The 15,491-nt window shown below is 50.4% G+C and carries 15 protein-coding genes; all 15 read left to right on the top strand.

Annotation, left to right across the window (positions count from 1 at the left end; translation table 11 throughout):
* Nucleotides 1–32: 32 nt before the first annotated feature.
* Nucleotides 33–455, top strand: coding sequence for an FMN-binding protein (locus VV089_RS07755; RefSeq protein ID WP_334335494.1), 423 nt, complete (start codon nt 33–35; stop codon nt 453–455).
* 230 nt (nt 456–685) lie between these two features.
* Complete coding sequence (locus VV089_RS07750) at nt 686–1,405, top strand: hypothetical protein (RefSeq protein WP_334335493.1); 720 nt, start codon at nt 686–688, stop codon at nt 1,403–1,405.
* Nucleotides 1,402–1,992 carry a 5'-deoxynucleotidase gene (gene yfbR / locus VV089_RS07745; protein WP_172544219.1) on the top strand — a complete coding sequence of 197 codons (591 nt, stop codon included), beginning with the start codon at nt 1,402–1,404 and terminating at the stop codon, nt 1,990–1,992. Before VV089_RS07750 ends, yfbR begins: the two co-directional genes overlap by 4 nt.
* Nucleotides 1,989–3,053 carry a zinc ribbon domain-containing protein gene (locus VV089_RS07740; protein ID WP_172544220.1) on the top strand — a complete coding sequence of 355 codons (1,065 nt, stop codon included), beginning with the start codon at nt 1,989–1,991 and terminating at the stop codon, nt 3,051–3,053. The genes yfbR and VV089_RS07740 overlap by 4 nt, the downstream gene beginning before the upstream one ends.
* Before the next feature lie 37 nt (nt 3,054–3,090).
* Entirely contained in the window at nt 3,091–3,924 is an 834-nt protein-coding gene (locus VV089_RS07735) for a deoxyribonuclease IV (protein WP_172544221.1), read from the top strand.
* Between the two features lie 202 nt (nt 3,925–4,126).
* Complete coding sequence (locus tag VV089_RS07730) at nt 4,127–5,782, top strand: methyl-accepting chemotaxis protein (RefSeq protein ID WP_334335492.1); 1,656 nt, start codon at nt 4,127–4,129, stop codon at nt 5,780–5,782.
* Nucleotides 5,783–6,107: 325 nt separating this feature from the next.
* Nucleotides 6,108–7,121 (top strand): phosphate acyltransferase PlsX, encoded by a 1,014-nt coding sequence (gene plsX, locus VV089_RS07725; RefSeq protein WP_334335491.1) that lies wholly within the window; start codon nt 6,108–6,110, stop codon nt 7,119–7,121.
* Nucleotides 7,122–7,126: 5 nt separating this feature from the next.
* The gene (gene acpP, locus VV089_RS07720) at nt 7,127–7,357 is read left to right on the top strand and encodes an acyl carrier protein (RefSeq protein ID WP_172544224.1); all 231 of its coding nucleotides are present in this window, start codon (nt 7,127–7,129) and stop codon (nt 7,355–7,357) included.
* Between the two features lie 173 nt (nt 7,358–7,530).
* Nucleotides 7,531–8,220, top strand: a complete 690-nt coding sequence (gene rnc, locus VV089_RS07715) for a ribonuclease III (protein ID WP_172544225.1) — start codon at nt 7,531–7,533, stop codon at nt 8,218–8,220.
* Between the two features lie 19 nt (nt 8,221–8,239).
* Nucleotides 8,240–11,797, top strand: a complete 3,558-nt coding sequence (smc, locus tag VV089_RS07710) for a chromosome segregation protein SMC (protein WP_334335490.1) — start codon at nt 8,240–8,242, stop codon at nt 11,795–11,797.
* 28 nt (nt 11,798–11,825) lie between these two features.
* Nucleotides 11,826–12,758 carry a signal recognition particle-docking protein FtsY gene (ftsY, locus tag VV089_RS07705; RefSeq protein WP_172544227.1) on the top strand — a complete coding sequence of 311 codons (933 nt, stop codon included), beginning with the start codon at nt 11,826–11,828 and terminating at the stop codon, nt 12,756–12,758.
* A 245-nt stretch (nt 12,759–13,003) separates the two neighbouring features.
* Nucleotides 13,004–13,135, top strand: coding sequence for a hypothetical protein (locus VV089_RS07700; protein WP_334335489.1), 132 nt, complete (start codon nt 13,004–13,006; stop codon nt 13,133–13,135).
* A 41-nt stretch (nt 13,136–13,176) separates the two neighbouring features.
* Nucleotides 13,177–13,494 carry a hypothetical protein gene (locus tag VV089_RS07695; RefSeq protein WP_334335488.1) on the top strand — a complete coding sequence of 106 codons (318 nt, stop codon included), beginning with the start codon at nt 13,177–13,179 and terminating at the stop codon, nt 13,492–13,494.
* Between the two features lie 63 nt (nt 13,495–13,557).
* Nucleotides 13,558–14,769, top strand: coding sequence for a threonine ammonia-lyase (ilvA, locus tag VV089_RS07690; RefSeq protein WP_172544229.1), 1,212 nt, complete (start codon nt 13,558–13,560; stop codon nt 14,767–14,769).
* 35 nt (nt 14,770–14,804) lie between these two features.
* The gene (locus VV089_RS07685; protein WP_334335487.1) at nt 14,805–15,452 is read left to right on the top strand and encodes an L-rhamnose mutarotase; all 648 of its coding nucleotides are present in this window, start codon (nt 14,805–14,807) and stop codon (nt 15,450–15,452) included.
* Nucleotides 15,453–15,491 lie beyond the last annotated feature (39 nt).

Here is a 15,491-nt window from a genome sequence, read left to right as displayed (position 1 = left end):
GGACGAAAGATATTTTTCTAAGGAGGCATAGTATGGCGATACAGGCTGAACCAAATAAGAGGGGAATTCTTTCTCTGATTGCGATTATCATTCTGATGGTTCTTGTTACTGCGTTATCCAATCCCATTTATAAGGCCCTGTCCGGGAAAGGCGGCCAAGTTACGTATACGGCTTCGAATCAAGGCTACGGCGGCGAGGTGATTGTGACCCTGACTGTGGAGGACGAGCGGATAGAGAGTCTTACCGTCCAGGGAGATTCCGAGACGCCGGCCATCGGGCAGAAGGCGGCTGCCCAGTATAATGAGACAATCTTTGCCGAGCTTTCCGATGCCTATATTGACGAGGTGAGCACCCACCTGGATGCGGTCAGCGGAGCGACCATTACTTCCGGGGCTGTGGCAGCCGGATTTCAGGAGGTTGTGGAAAAGGCCCAGGCAGCGGAAATGACAGAGTGAGTGATCCGGCCCGCAGCTGTTCGTACATGGAATGTCTGATATTAGAGGACTTTTGTCTGGTAATATCAGACATTTTCTGCGTAAAACCTCCGAATACAGGATAGAGATAGGGGATGTATTGAAAACATAAAAATTCTTATTTCAAAGGGCAGGGTATGATGACATCTGCCTTTTTTTGTGGTATACTAACAAAGCAGGCATTTATGAAAAAAGCTATGAGGAGAAATTGTATGGAATCAAAGCGTTACTGCCTAAGGCATCCATATTTTTCGATAAAGACACAAAATGATTGCTCCTTTGGGGGAAGCCAGACCTGGTCTGCCAGCCGCATGATGCGCAAATACGGCTGCGGTGTGGTGGGGATGGCGGATGTGCTTTTGTACCTGGGCCTTCACCAGACCTCCTGCGAGACGGATCTGCTCTATGGGATGCTGCGTGAGGACGGTTTTTTATCCTATCCCCGTTATGAGCGCTATCTGATAAAGATGCGGCGGAGATATCTTTCTGTGATTCCCGGCTTCGGAGTCCCGGGTTTTTTCCTGCCGATGGCCATGAACCGCTATTTCCGGCATTACCGCATTGATCTGAGAGCCGCCTGGTGTCTTCGGCCGGGAAAGATTCTTCCGCGTATTGAGGAGATGCTGCGGCAGGATATCCCTGTGATTCTGGCCATAGGCCCCAATTTCCCCATGTTCTGGGGCAGGCGCAGGGTTCCCTTTTACCGGAAGGAGAACGGAGAATATCTGTATGCCACGGAAACAAAGGCCCACTTTGTGGTGGTAACCGGCATGATGGACGGTTATCTGCAGATCTCATCCTGGGGAAAAGAATACTATCTCCCCTGGGCAGAGTATCAGAAGTATGTGAAAAAATACAGTACCTGTCTTACCAGCAATATCTGCCGGATTCGGCCGAAGCGGAGATGGAGAAGGGCGGGGGAAAAGGCATGAACAGTTTTTTTGCCATGATGTCCCGGATGAAATATATTGACCGCTGGGCCTTGATGCGCAATTCACGGAATGAAAATTTAAGCGAACACAGTCTGGAGGTCTCCATGATCGCCCATGCCCTTGCAGTCATAGGCAACAGCAGCCTTGGAAAGAAGCTGGATACGGGAAAGGCTGCGGTGCTGGGGCTGTATCACGATGCCACGGAGATCATTACAGGGGATATGCCCACTCCGGTAAAATATTACAACAAGGAGATCCGCAATACCTACAAAGCCATAGAACGCCGGGCCTCCGAAACTCTTTTGGGAATGCTTCCGGAAAAAATGCAGGATTCTTACCGGGAGATTTTTGAAAAGCAGGAGGAGGATGCCTACCTGTGGAAGCTGGTAAAGGCAGCCGACAAGCTGTCTGCCTACATTAAGTGTGTAGAGGAGGAGCAGACGGGCAATCTGGAATTCGTCAAGGCAAAGGAGCAGACCTTGATACACATCCGGCAGATGGAGATCCCAGAGGCAGATCTGTTTCTGGAATATTTTATGGACGCTTACGGAAAAAATCTAGATGAACTAACAGGAGGAGAGCCATGAGTGAAAAACGAGATTTTGATTTTTGTCCCCGGTGCGGTGCATTGATGCAGAACGGCGTATGCCAGAGCTGCGGCCGCGGAATGCCAAGGCCTCCCCAGATGACAGACGGATATTATACGCAGAATCCGCCCAATCAGACGCAGATGCAGCAAGGGAATCCGGGCATGCAGTACGGTTCCGGCGTGTCGGGCGGTCCGGGAACAGGCCCGGTCTACATACATGCCGCGCCTGCAAAGCGGAAAAACCATACGGCTGCCATTGTGATCGGCGTAAGTCTGACGGTCATTCTGATCGTGGGACTTCTGACTGCCTTGATTGTCTCTTTGGCGAATTCTGCAAGGAACAGCGTTAACAATGGAAGAGATCGTTCGGGAAGAGACAGCTATGATGAATACTACGACGATTATTACGGCGGATATGACGATGAGTATGATTACGGCTACTATGAGCCGGATGAAAATGATCCCTACTATGAAGAGATTGTAGACTGGACCCGGACAGATCTGGATTACGGTATCCAGTGGGTTGTGGAATCGGTGGATCCCGATGACGAATCGGACGACTGCACCTATTATACCACATACCCCGTTCTGGACAGGGAAGGTTTTGAAGAATTTGATGCTGTCAATGAGAAGATCCGACAGAAGGCAGTATCCTACCGGGCTTCCTATAAGGATTATGAAGGAGGCGTATCAACCTTCGGTTATGTTACGATGATGGACGAAGAGAAAATAAGCGTCGTATTTAAACACAATTTTTATAAGGAGGATGTTGTAGAGGTCCGTCTGGATGCATGTACCTTCTGGATTGATTCCAAAGAGGAAGCGGCGCCGGAGGAGATGACGGATCTTGACCTGGATCTGGCCATGCGCTTCCAGTCCCAGGATAAGATTCAAAACGACGGGGTGGAATATGTGCAGAATCTCACAGGAGAGGAGCTTCTGGAGATTTTAAAGGATCCGAAACAGGCGGTGTTTTTCTATACGCCTGTAGGGCTGGAAGTCGGATTGAATTATGAAAGCGGCTGGGTAACCGTCACCTTGAAGGAACAGGCTCTTTGATACAGTTGGCCGCTTATGAAAAAGGAGTTTTTACGTCATGATGAAGATTGGAAACCATATTTCTTCCTCCAAAGGTTATGAAGCCATGGGAAAGCAGGCGTTGAAGCTTGGAGCCAGCACCTTTGCCTTTTTTACCAGGAATCCCAGAGGAGGCAGTGCAAAGGCCATTGTTCCGGGAGATGTTGCGGGCTTTTTGGAGCTTTGGCAGGAAAAGGGGTACGGGCAGATTGTGGCTCACGCTCCCTATACCTTAAACGCCTGTTCTGCCAAACAGGAGGTGCGGCGCTTTTCCTGGGAGACCTTTGCCGATGATCTGGAGCGTATGGAATATACTCCCGGAAATTATTATAACTTTCACCCGGGCAGCCATGCAGGGCAGGGGACGGAAGAAGGAATCCGCCTGATTGCCGAAATGCTCAATGCCTATTTAAAGCCGGAACAGACCACAACGGTACTTCTTGAGACAATGGCGGGAAAGGGCAGTGAAATGGGCCGAAGCTTTCAAGAGCTTCAAGGAATCCTGGATCGGGTAGAGCTTTCGGATAAAATGGGCGTGTGCCTGGATACCTGCCATGTGTGGGACGCCGGCTATGATATTGTTGAAAATCTGGACGGCGTATTGGAGGAATTTGACCGGACACTGGGGCTGTCAAGGCTGAAAGCCGTTCATCTCAATGACAGCATGAATCCCAGAGGGAGCCGTAAAGACCGCCATGCCCGCATCGGAGAGGGAGCCATCGGGCTTGAGGCTTTTAAAAGGATAATCAATCATCCGGCCCTTCGGGAACTGCCCTTTATTCTGGAGACGCCCAACGACGACGAGGGCTGGGCAAGAGAGATTTCTATGCTGCGGGGATATTACAGGGAATGACAAAAAGTATTTACAGATTATTTGAAAATTAATTGAAAGAATCCCACAATTATTAAGAAGAATGTATTGAAAAAGGGTATGGGTCTATGGTACACTATATCTGTACCGACAGTTGACAGGAGCCGGAAGATATGCTTTTGTCAATTTCGGGTGTTATTTTTTAGAAATTCTATTATATAACAAAAAAGGAAGGTAGATAGTCATGCGTAAAAGCATCAAAAAAATGGTTGGAATCCGAGTAGCGGTTGCTCTTGCCGCCGTCCTTCTGTTCAGTGTGATGATGACCATCAACATTATGCGTGTTGACCGTACACAGACAGCCAGCATTCAGGCAAACGCTCTGCTTGACAGAGCACAGAAAGCAGAGGTGGCCCACTATAAATGGTCCAGCAATTTGAGCAACGCCCTCTATGCAGGAACAGAATTTACAGGAAGCATTGATCCCACCACCTGCGTTCTGGGGCAGTGGCTTTACGGAGAAGCAGGCACAGACGATGCCCAGATTCTTTCCCTGCGGTCACAGCTTGAGCCTTTACATAAAGAGCTGCACGAATCGGCAACAGAGGTTCTTGAGATGCTTAGCACCAATCCGCAGCAGGCGCAGTCTTATTACCAGGAGACCATCCAGACGAATCTCAACACCTTGGTAGGCCTTTTGGAAAATGTTGTAGAGCGCGGAACGGCCCTCAATGACGAAACGAAAGAGGAGATGTCCCAGACGCTTGTGATGATGCACATTACCTCGATTGTCGGACTTGCGCTGTCACTGATTGCTCTGATCAGTCTTGTTCTCTATGTGTTAGGCAAGATTGTAAAACCGCTGATTCTGATTACCACGAAGAGCAAGCCCCTTCAGGAGGGACAGTTGGAGCTTGAGATTAATTATCATACAAGGGATGAGCTGGGAGAGCTGGCCGAAACCCTGGAGCTTTCCATGGAGCGGATCGGCGGCTATGTGAATGATATCAACCGGATGATGGGCCAGTTATCCTCAGGAAACTTTGACGTTCAGGTTTCCGAGCCTTATATCGGGGATTTCCGTTCCATCGAGGAGTCTCTTACCAGCTTTACGAGAACCATGTCCTCGGCTCTTGCCAATATCAACGGAGCACAGCAGAAGGTATCCGGAGGAGCGGCACAGCTTTCAAGCGGAGCCCAGGCGCTGGCTCAGGGAGCTACGGAGCAGGCAAGCGCAGTGGAAGAGCTTTATGCAACTCTGGATGAGCTCTCCAAGAGCGCGGCACAGAACGTGAAGGTGGCTTTGAACGCCCAGGAGGACGCGCGCCTTACAGGCGAGCAGGTAACCTTGAGCAGCCAGCAGATGGAAGAGATGGTAGCCGCTATGCATGATATTTCCGTATCCTCCCAGGAGATTGGCAAGATCATCGCAACCATTGAGAACATTGCTTTCCAGACGAATATTCTGGCATTGAATGCAGCGGTAGAGGCTGCAAGAGCGGGAACGGCAGGAAAGGGCTTTGCAGTGGTATCCAGCGAGGTAAGAAGCCTGGCTACCCAGTCCGATCAGGCAGCGAAGGCCACCAAGGAATTGATCGAGAATTCCGTTCAGGCCGTAGAACGGGGAAGCCGCATTGTAGGGGAGGTATCCCAGACACTGAGCAAGACGCTGGAGCTTGTTATGCAGTCCGGCGACACCATCGGCGATATTGCCAAGGCTGTGGAGCGCGAGGCAGATTCCATTTCCCAGGTGACGGACGGCATCGGCCAGATATCTTCCGTTGTACAGACAAACTCCGCAAGCAGTGAGGAGTCTGCGGCAGTCAGCAATGAACTGTTCGAGCAGGTACGCTTCCTGCAGGAGCAGACAAAGAAATTCCGCTTAAAGTCTGCCCGTTAGGCACAGGGGCTTCCTTTGTGAATGACAGCAGAGATGCTTAAAAAAAGAAGAAAATGAGGCTGCCGCAGGAGCGATTCAGCGGCAGTCTTTTTCTGTGAAAGAAAGAAAATAAAGGATTTTCACAATCCCAGGAAGCCCGTGGCCGGCTCTCTGGGGCAGTAAAGGGAATGAAATAAGAAGCAGTAAAAATATTAGGTTGATTTCTCCAACAATATTTAGTATGATGATAGAGGATCGGCATGAAGGGTGCAAAATACGAGAGACTGTATCTTGGATTGACAACAGCTTTGGAAGCATCCGGACATGGGATTAGGAGGAAACTGACATGCAGGAAATGATTCGGGTTGCGGTGGACGCAATGGGCGGCGACAACGCGCCGGATGAGATTGTCAAGGGCGTAGTGGAAGCCGTGGGCCTAAGAGAGGATATCAAGGTATTTCTCGTAGGAAAAGAAGAACTGGTAAAAGAAAAGCTGAAGGCTTATTCCTATAAAGAAGATCAGATTGAGATTGTGGATGCCCAAGAGGTCATTGAGATGGCGGAGCCGCCGGTGGCGGCTATTCGGAAGAAGAAGGACTCCTCCATTGTAGTGGCTTTAAAGATGGTAAAGGAAGGAAAGGCAGATGCCTTTGTGTCAGCCGGAAGTTCCGGCGCGGTTCTGGCAGGAGGACAGCTGCTGGTGGGACGCATCCGGGGCGTGGAGCGGCCTCCCCTGGCGCCGTTGATTCCTACAAGGAACGGTGTTTCCCTCCTGATTGACTGCGGAGCCAATGTGGATGCCCGTCCTTCTCATCTGGTGCAGTTCGCCAAGATGGGTTCCATCTATATGGAGCACGTAGTGGGCGTGAAAAATCCCCGGGCTGCCATTGTGAACATCGGAGCCGAGGAGGAGAAGGGCAATGCCCTGGTGAAAGAGACCTTTCCTCTTTTGAAGGAATGCAGGGATATCAATTTTATCGGAAGTATCGAAGCCCGGGATATTCCGGCAGGAGGCGCAGACGTGATTGTCTGCGAGGCATTTGTTGGAAATGTGATTTTAAAGCTTTACGAGGGAATGGGTTCCGTTCTCCTTGGGAAGATTAAAGAGGGTATGATGACCAGTCTGCGCAGTAAGATAGGCGCGCTTCTGGTGAAGCCGGCGTTGAAGGAGACCTTGAAATCCTTTGATGCATCGGAGTACGGCGGCGCGCCGCTGTTAGGTTTGAATGGTCTTGTTGTGAAAACACACGGAAGCTCAAAGGCGCAGGAGGTGAAAAACTCCATTATCCAGTGTGTAACCTTTAAGGAGCAGCAGATTAATGATAAGATCAGAGAGAATATTATAAGAGAGGAAGGATAAGGCGTATGGAATTTGAGAAACTGAAAGGAATCATTGCAGATGTTCTGAACGTGGACGAAGAAGAGATTACCATGGACACGACTTTTGCGGACGATCTGGGTGCGGACTCTTTGGATGTGTATCAGATTATCATGGGACTTGAGGAGGAATTTGATATCGAGATTCCTCAAGAAGAGGCAGAGAAGATCGTTTCCGTAGGTGATGCGGTTGAGCAGATTAAGAAAGTTACTGCCTAGCATGGATAATAGCTAGTGTGTCATCTGTCTGGCAACAGACATCTTTGCCAGCAGTCAGAATGGGTACACTGGGTTTATAGAAGGATGGGCTGCCACAAGTGTAAGACTGTCAGAGAGGACAGTGGTTTCTTTGTGGCGGCTTATTTCATGTGTGAGGCGTGAAGGAGGTATGGATGAAATTCGAACAGTTAGAAGAGAGGATTGGGTATCGTTTTAAAGAACCGAAGCTTCTAAAGCAGGCCATGTGCCACAGCTCCTTTGCCAATGAGCGGCATATGGACAGGCTTTTGAATAATGAAAGGCTGGAGTTTCTGGGGGATGCGGTTCTGGAGCTGATTACCAGTGAATTTTTGTTTAAAAATTATCCCAAGATGCCGGAGGGGGAGGCCACCCGGACAAGAGCCAGCATTGTGTGCGAACAGACCTTGGCGCTCTGTGCCAGGGAGCTTGGGCTTGGCGCTTTTCTGCTTCTTGGGAAGGGGGAGGATCTGACCGGAGGACGGGACAGGGATTCCATTACCTCGGATGCTTTGGAGGCTCTTTTGGGAGCCGTTTATCTGGATGGTGGTTTTGCTAGTGCAAAAGAATTTGTGCATCGTTTTGTTTTGAATGACATTGAGCACAAGAAACTCTTTTTTGATAGCAAGACTATCCTTCAAGAGGAGATTCAAGGGGAGACCACAGAGCTTCTTCATTATGTGCTGACAGGGGAGGAGGGCCCGGATCACAATAAGCGGTTTATGGTTCATGCCTGCCTGGGCAGCCAGGTGATTGGAGAGGGAAGCGGCCGGACGAAGAAGGCGGCGGAGCAGGAGGCGGCTTACCGGGCGCTGATTGAGCGCCACCGGGCAAGGAAGGATTAAATGACTAACGGAGCAGAGTATGTATTTAAAGAGTATTGAGGTGCAGGGCTTTAAGTCTTTTGCAAATAAGATTGTTTTTGATTTTCATAACGGAATTACAGGCATTGTTGGGCCGAACGGCAGCGGTAAGAGCAATGTGGCGGATGCGGTGCGCTGGGTTCTGGGGGAGCAGAGGGTAAAGCAGCTCCGCGGCGGAAGTATGCAGGATGTGATTTTCTCCGGAACGGAGAGCCGCAGGCCCTTAAGCTATGCTTATGTTGCCATTACCCTGGACAACGGGGATCATCAGCTTGCCATTGATTACGAGGAGGTGACGGTTTCCCGGCGTCTGTACCGATCCGGGGAGAGTGAGTATCTCATCAATGGGACTGCCTGCCGGCTTAAGGATATCAACGAGTTGTTTTACGATACGGGTATCGGAAAAGAAGGGTATTCTATTATCGGGCAGGGACAGATTGACCGGATCTTAAGTTCCAAGCCGGAGGAGTCCAGAGAGCTCTTTGATGAGGCGACTGGGATTGTAAAGTTTAAGCGGCGGAAAAATACAGCCCAGAAGAAGCTGGAGGACGAAAAGCAGAATATTCTGCGTATCAACGATATTCTTTCGGAGCTTGAAAAGCAGCTGGGCCCTCTGGAGCGCCAGTCGGAGACGGCGAAGGTTTATCTGAAGAAAAAAGAGACATTAAAGATTTACGATGTGAATATGTTTCTTTTAGAGACGGCCCGTCTGGAGGAGCAGCTTTCTGAAGTAGAGAAGAAGTCGGAGACGGCCCAGAAGGAGCTTGAGGATACCACACGGGCCTATGAAAGCATTAAGCTTGAGCATGCCAAGATTGAGGAGGAGCTTGAGCAGCTAAATACGGATCTGGAGCAGACGAAAGAGTCCTTTTCCCAGGCAGGCATAAGCCGTCAGCAGCTTACAGGGCAGATTGAGCTCTTAAAGGAGCAGATCAATTCTGTGAGGGCCAATGACGAGCATCTGGAGGGGCGCCTGGCGGCCATTGGCACGGATGTGCTGGAAAAGAAGGAGTCCAGGAAGAAGCTGACGGAAGAGCAGAAGCAGCTCGATACGCAGCTTAAGGAGATTTCCGGCCGTTCCAGGGAGGCTTCAGAGCGGTTAAACGGCATCCGCCGGAAGGCGGAGGCGCTGAACAGCCGGGTGGAGCAGCGGAAAAACGCTATTATCGGCCTTTTGAATGAGCGTGCTTCTACAAAGGGAAGGCTGCAGCGGTATGACGCCATGCAGGAGCAGGCTCAGATACGCAGGGCAGAGCTGAATAAAAAGCTTTTGGAAGCACGGAGCAGCGAGGCTGAGCAGAAGGAGCTTTATGAGGAGTTCAAAAATAAGCTGGAGGGAATTTCCTCCGGGATTCTGGAGCTGACGGCTGCTCAGAGGGAAAAGGAGGAGGAGGCAGAGAGCTGCCGCCGTACCTTGGGAAAGCTTAATGAGCAGCTGGAGATCGGGCAGACCGCATTTCACAGGGAATCCTCCAAACTTGAGTCTCTTAGGAATCTGGCGGAGCGGTATGACGGCTATGGCAGCAGCATCCGCAAGGTGATGGAGCGCAAGGAGCAGACCCCGGGGATTCTGGGTGTTGTGGCGGATATTATTAAAGTGGATCAGAAGTATGAGACGGCCATTGAGACGGCTCTCGGGGGCAATATTCAAAATATTGTCACGGATAATGAGGCAACAGCCAAGGAGCTTATCGCCTATTTGAAAAAGAATAAGCTGGGGCGCGCCACATTTCTTCCTCTGACCAGTGTAGGGGGAAGGGATAATTTTCCAAAGAAGGAGGCTCTTTTGGAGCAGGGGGCGCTTGGGCTTGCAAGCACTCTGGTAGAAGCGGAGGATAAGTACGCCGGCGTGATTCAATATCTCCTTGGGCGTGTTCTGGTGGTAAAAGAGATTGACGCTGCTATCCGCATTGCCCGGAAGTATCATCATTCCTTACATATCGTGACTTTGGAGGGTGAATACTTAAGTCCGGGAGGCTCTATGACAGGAGGCGCTTTCCGCAATTCCAGCAATCTTCTGGGACGCCGCCGGGAGCTTGAGGAGCTGGAGGAAAATGTGAAGCGTCTGGAAGAGGAGATGAATGCCGCCAGGCTTCGGATTGAGGAGGTTAAAGATCGCCGCCGTGCCTTCCGGCAGGAGGCGGAGGAGTTAAACGTCCGTCTCCAGGAGCAGTATCTGCTGCAAAATACGGTTTCTTTGAATGCAGACCAGGCCAAAGAGAAGCTTGCGGAGCTGGCTTTGGGCTACGAAGGACTGAATGGGGAGCTTGGCCAGCTTGAGGAGCAGCTTAAGGATATCGGCGAGAGCCGGAAGGCCATCAGCCTGGAGCTTAAGGCTTCGGAGGAGCAGGAGAAGGAGCACGAGACAGATACCATTAAGGCCCAGAAAGAGTTAGAGGAGATCCGGGAGCAGGAAGAGAGCAGCGTGAAGGAGTGCGAGAGCATTCACCTTGAGGTTGCGGCCATTACTCAGAAGGCGGAGTTTGTCAATGAAAATGTGGCCCGTATTGACCGGGAGCTGGAGCGTTTCCGTATGGAGGAAGAGGAGCTTAAGGCCGGGGTGGTACAGGGCAGCCAGGACATTAAGGCCAAGGAGGAAGGCATCCTGGCCCTTACCGGGCAGATTGAGCAGCTGAATTTGAGAAGCCAGACTTTGGAGGAGAGAACCGTCTCCCTGACGGAGAAACGGGATGCTCTTCTTAGCGGCCAGAAGGAATTCTTTGCCAAGAGGGAGGAATTGTCTGAGCACAGGAGCCGTCTTGATAAAGAGGCATTCCGCTTAAACAGCCAGAGAGAGCGTCTTGAGGAGAGCACGGAGGCTCAGGCTAACTATATGTGGGAGGAGTATGAGCTCACTTACAATTCAGCTCTTCCGCTTCGAAATGAGGAGTATGAGGATCTGGGTGACTTGAAGAAGCAGATTTCCTCCTTGAAGGATGAGATCCGCAGGCTTGGGGATGTGAATGTCAATGCTATTGAGGATTTTAAGAATTTGTCTGAGCGCTATACCTTTATGAACAATCAGAGAAATGATCTGGTAAAGGCGGAGGAGACGCTGCTTGGCATTATAGCGGAACTGGATTCCGGTATGCGCAGGCAGTTTAAGGAGCAGTTTGAGCGGATCCGGGTGGAGTTTGACAAGGCCTTTAAGGAGCTGTTCGGAGGCGGAAAGGGGACTCTTGAGCTGAATGAAGAGGAGGATATTCTGGAGGCAGGCATCCGTATCATTGCGCAGCCCCCGGGAAAGAAGCTGCAGAACATGATGCAGCTTTCCGGCGGAGAGAAGGCGCTGACGGCGATTTCGCTGTTATTCGCCATTCAGAATCTGAAGCCGTCGCCTTTCTGCCTGCTGGATGAGATTGAGGCGGCCCTGGATGATTCCAATGTAGGACGTTTTTCAAAATATCTTCATAAGTTGACAAAAAATACACAGTTTATTATTATTACACATAGGAAGGGAACCATGGAGGCCGCAGATCGGCTGTATGGCATTACCATGCAGGAAAAAGGTGTGTCGGCTCTTGTTTCCGTGAACCTGATTGAAGAGGATTTGACGTAGTATATTTTATGATTAGGGGGACATGGCTGTGGCAGAGGAGAAAAAAGGATTTTTCGGAAGATTGGTATCAGGGCTTGCTAAGACGCGGGCAAATATTGTGGCCGGGATGGACAATATCTTCAGCGGCTTTTCGGCGATTGACGATGAATTTTACGAGGAGATTGAAGAAACGCTGATTCTTGGGGATATCGGCATCAATGCGACCAATGCTATTATCCAGGATTTGAAGGCCAAGGTGAAGGAGCAGAAGCTTAAGGAGCCCTCTCAGTGCAAGGATCTTTTGATTGCCAGTATCCGGGAGCAGATGGAGGTGGGCGAGGTGGCCTACCGGTTTGAGGCGGAGAAGTCCGTGGTTCTGGTGATCGGGGTCAACGGGGTCGGCAAGACGACTTCTGTAGGAAAGCTTGCCGGGAAGCTTAAGGATCAGGGGAAGAAGGTGATTCTGGCGGCTGCGGATACCTTTCGCGCGGCGGCAGGCGAGCAGCTGACGGAGTGGGCTTCCAGGGCCGGGGTGGATATTATCAGCGGCTGCGAGGGGGCGGATCCGGCTTCTGTGGTGTATGATGCGGTTTGTGCGGCGAAGGCCAGGAATGCGGATGTGCTGCTCTGTGATACGGCTGGGCGGCTTCATAACAAGAAAAATCTGATGGAGGAGCTGCGTAAAATTAACCGGATTATTGACAGGGAGTATCCCGAGGCTTATCGGGAGACGCTTGTGGTGCTGGATGGAACTACGGGGCAGAATGCCCTGGAGCAGGCCAGGCAGTTTAAGAGTGTGGCGGATGTTACGGGAATTATTTTGACAAAGCTGGATGGCACGGCTAAGGGAGGAATTGCGGTGGCTATTCAGTCGGAGATGGGGATTCCGGTGAAGTATGTGGGGGTTGGGGAGAGTATTGATGACCTGCAGAAGTTTAAGGCGGATGAGTTTGTGAATGCTTTGTTTCATCAAGGGGAGTGAGGGGACGGACGGGGCTGCTGCAAAATAAGGCGGCAGCCGTTTCCATATCCTGTGTTCGGACGGTTCGCATACAGGCCGTATGCTCTGTTCGGACATTGACTTTTTGGGTTTTGGGATGGATTTGATTTTTGGGCCAATGTCCGTACATATCATACGGCCTGTACGCGAACAGCCGGACACTGGATATTGGAAAAGTCTGCCGCCTTATTTTGCAGCAGCCCCTGGTTTTTGGGGAGGGTGTGGGGATGGGGTGGTGTGTTTGGGGGGGTGTTTATTTGCTGGAGGCTTACCGGGAAGGGGTGCTGGAGGGGGAGCGGATTGTTGCTTTGGCTAAAATTGCTGCTTTGACGGGGATGTTTTTAATGAAACAAACATGAGAATGGCGTTGGAGAAATATATACCTGACGGGGAGACGTTATTGGCGGGTATACATGCTATTGCAAAGGAAACGAATATTATAGGTATATTTGATAAGTGTATTTGTACAGAATATAGTCTGCGTCCGGATGAAAATGGCGGGATGAATGATATTGGGACATGCTATAATTTGACGGATATTCAAAAGTGTGAGATAAAAAAGGGGTGGATGGGTTCTGTGAAGTGCAATATTGCGATGAAGAACGGAACTTATTTTAAGCTTCTGCTTCCAAAGCTGGGGGGACTGGGTGGAGATATGCCCAATCATACACAGTACAGGGATGCTATTATTGCGCGCCTGGGCGGAGGGAGTATTTAGGGCTCAAAAGGCAGCTTTTTGCAAAGTTATTTATAGAGATCAAAGAAAAGGAGTACCAGAACCATGCTGACATTGGAGAAGTTTGAAGAAGCATCAGAGGTAGTAAAGCAGGTGGCAATTGAGACAAAGCTGCTGTACAGTGCGTATTTCAGCAATCAGACGGGTAATAAAGTCTATCTGAAGCCGGAAAATATGCAGCTTACAGGCGCTTACAAGATTCGGGGCGCTTATTACAAGATAAGCACGCTGAATGAGGAGGAACGGAAAAAGGGACTGATCACAGCCTCCGCCGGCAATCACGCCCAGGGTGTGGCTTATGCGGCCAAGGCGTTTGGGGTAAAAGCTGTGATTGTTATGCCTACCACAACACCGCTTATGAAGGTGGAACGCACGAAAAGCTATGGGGCAGAGGTGGTGCTCTACGGAGATGTGTACGACGAAGCCTGCGCTCATGCTTATGAGCTGGCGGAAAAGGAGGGGTATACCTTTATCCATCCCTTTGACGATCCGGCCGTAGCTACGGGGCAGGGCACAATCGCCATGGAGATTGTAAAAGAGCTTCCGCTGGTAGACTACATTCTTGTTCCCATCGGAGGGGGCGGACTTTGTACAGGCGTTTCCACGCTGGCGAAAATGCTGAATCCCAATATCAAGGTTATCGGCGTAGAGCCTGCCGGGGCCAACTGTATGCAGGTTTCTCTGAAGAATGGAAAAGTGACCACTCTTCCTTCTGTAAATACCATTGCCGACGGCACGGCGGTAAAGACGCCGGGAGAGAAGATTTTCCCCTATGTTCAGAAGAATCTGGATGATATTATTACTGTGCCGGATGACGAATTGATTGTGGCCTTCCTGGATGTGGTGGAGAATCACAAAATGGTGGTAGAGAATTCGGGACTGCTGACCGTGGCGGCCTTGAATCATCTGGATGTGAAGAATAAGAAGATTGTATCTATCTTAAGCGGCGGCAACATGGATATTATCACCATGTCCTCCGTGGTGCAGTTCGGACTGCGTCAGAGGGATCGGATCTTTACCGTGTCCGTACTTCTGCCGGACAAGCCGGGCGAGTTGGTGCGGATCGCCGATCTGATTGCGAAGGAGCAGGCAAATGTAATCAAGCTGGATCACAACCAGTTTGTCAGCACCAATCGAAATGTAGGCGTGGAGCTCCGGATAACCGTAGAAGCCTTTGGAACAGAGCATAAAAACCGGATCTTCAATAAGCTCAAGGACATGGGCTGCAGGCCGAAATTAGTGAATGTAATGATGTGAGGAATATTACGGAACTGGAATAGGAGGTTTGTTTTATGGAAAGACATGCAGCTGCAATGCGGATTCAGCCTGGATGCTTCAATACATACAGGCGGAAATTAGGCGAGGTATGGAAACCTCTTGTTGAAATCCTGGATCGAATCGGAATCCAGAATTTCAGTCTTTGGAACATTGAGGACAAGGTATTCGGCTACTGTGAGACACCGGACGGCGTGACTGTATCGGAGAAAGACTGGGAAGCGTTTCACAAGCTGGAGGAAATGATGGAGGGCACCTTTTCCTGGATATCCACCCCGGGAGAGCCTATGCGCTTGATGTATGAGGATTTCGGTGTCGTACGGGAAAATAAGGAGCAGATCCGCCACCGGGTATTTGTGACGAAATTAAAGCCGGGAATGCAGGAGGAGTACAAGCTGCGCCACGATCGCCTGGCGGAAGCAAGAAACGGAAAAATCACACAGGGCCCGGACAGCAATTTCTCCATCTGGAATGCGGGAGATTACATCTTCGGCTACAATGAGATCGACATAACCATGGAAACAGAGGAGACCGAAGAAAGCCGTCAGGATACCATTGCCTGGGAGACAAGAATGCTGGAGATCATGAGCTGGTATACCGACGATGTGGACTGGATCACAGGGCTTCATCATAAGCATATCCAGAGGATTGGGTATCACAACTAAAAGATAAAATTCCGAATGGCTGATGTCATATTTCCCGAC

This window comes from Candidatus Merdisoma sp. JLR.KK011 (genome assembly GCF_036941125.1).
GTDB lineage: Bacteria > Bacillota > Clostridia > Lachnospirales > Lachnospiraceae > Laedolimicola.
This window is presented reverse-complemented; position numbering and strand designations above follow the sequence as displayed.